A 1,446-nucleotide genomic window follows, 5' to 3' on the forward strand; every position below is an offset into this window, starting at 1 on the left:
GATCGAAGGGTGATGGAACTCTTCTTCTGCTAACTCTGACACTTTGTTGCTGAATGCCCACGCTTGTTTGTAGTTCTTAAACTTAAACACCTTCTCAAGCTGTGGGATGCCATCTCTTTCGATGATCAGCCAATCAGACAACTCCAACAGTAAAGATTGTTGTTCATCTTCACTTAGGGCAATAGCGTCGATACTGCAGGCTTCGCATTTTTGTTCATTCAACATGTGTTGGTTCCTTGGGTTCAAAAAGTGGTGGTAGTAACCCCGCATCGATGGCGAGATCAGCTTGCTGTAATAGGTTTTCCTGACTGATTTGGAAGAGCTCAGACAGCTCGTCGATCACGTAATACTTCGGCTGCATGATGTCGATGCGATAAGGAGTTCTTAACACCGTTTGCAGATCGAACCGCTCACGAACCGCCAAATCACCACCCAATGCATACATGGTTTCCGCCGGAGACGAGAGAATACCACCGCCGTAAATTTTCAGTTTTTGTCCCTCTTTTACTAAACCGAACTCAACCGTAAACCAATACAAACGGGCAAGATAGGCGCGCTGTTTAGATGTGGCGGCTTGGCCTAGTTTTCCATAATGCTCAGTGAAAGCCGCGAAATCGGCATTGGTGAGCATGGCACAGTGGCCGAAAATTTCATGAAAGAAATCAGGTTCTTGTAAGTAATCGAACTCATCTCGCGTTCTCAGAAATGTCGCAACTGGGAATTTTTTATTAGCGAGCAAATCAAAGAATCGGTCGAAATCGATCAATGCGGGCACAGGCTGAACCTGCCAACCTGTTGTTTCCATTAGCACCTTGTTTATCTCTGGAAGCTGAGGGACTCTGTCTAATGGCAGATCCAGCAGGGTCAAACCGTGCAAATAAGCATCGCATGCGCGGTCATTAATGGCGTCCAGTTGCCTTTTCACTAAGTCGTGCCAAATGGCGTCTTCTTCGAGGCTCCACTCAACCCATCCCTCTTGGCTCACGGGCTTAGAATGATATTGAGTCATTACACACCTCCTTTCGAATGTCTCACTTTAAGCCTATCTCCACTCCTTATATCCGCCAATTTGCGCGATTTTTCGAAACAAGCGATCGTGTAACATTTTGTTTACACAGTTCCGACGAACCCTTATTTTGCTGATCTTTTGACTTTGTAAAACCTAAATACCAGACTGAAATCGTTAACATTTTGTTAAAGGTAAAGGAATGCACGAAAGCAATAAGCCAATTTGGCAGCCTAGCGACCAGCGTATCGCACACGCCAACGTAACCCGATTTATGGATAGCCTCACTCTGTCAGGATTAAAGCCACAAGACTTAGGGCTAGAGACGGAATGGAAAAACTACACGGAGCTTCATCAATGGTCTGTGGAACATCCCGAGTCGTTTTGGCAGAACGTTTGGCAGTTTTGTGGAATGGTGGGCTCGCAAGACAGTATTGATA

General features: G+C 45.7%; 2 protein-coding genes and 1 pseudogene. 1 reads left to right on the forward strand and 2 read right to left on the reverse strand.

Features of this window, described 5'->3' with window-relative positions:
- Both AB4232_RS20070 and phhA read right to left on the reverse strand, forming a co-directional pair.
- Nucleotides 1–225: 4a-hydroxytetrahydrobiopterin dehydratase (locus tag AB4232_RS20070; protein WP_372087849.1), on the reverse strand; the 225-nt coding region annotated here is incomplete at its 3' end.
- On the reverse strand, nt 215–1,009 hold the full coding sequence (gene phhA / locus AB4232_RS20075; RefSeq protein WP_009846042.1) for a phenylalanine 4-monooxygenase: 795 nt from the start codon (nt 1,007–1,009) through the stop codon (nt 215–217). The genes AB4232_RS20070 and phhA, both read right to left, overlap by 11 nt.
- Nucleotides 1,010–1,208: 199 nt before the next feature.
- Here phhA and AB4232_RS20080 point away from each other — a divergent pair.
- A pseudogene (locus AB4232_RS20080) lies at nt 1,209–1,446 on the forward strand (acetoacetate--CoA ligase); the annotation flags it as partial.

Origin of the sequence: Vibrio sp. 10N.286.46.A8 (genome assembly GCF_041470165.1) — a bacterium.
In the GTDB taxonomy this organism is placed as follows: Bacteria; Pseudomonadota; Gammaproteobacteria; order Enterobacterales; family Vibrionaceae; genus Vibrio; species Vibrio tasmaniensis_A.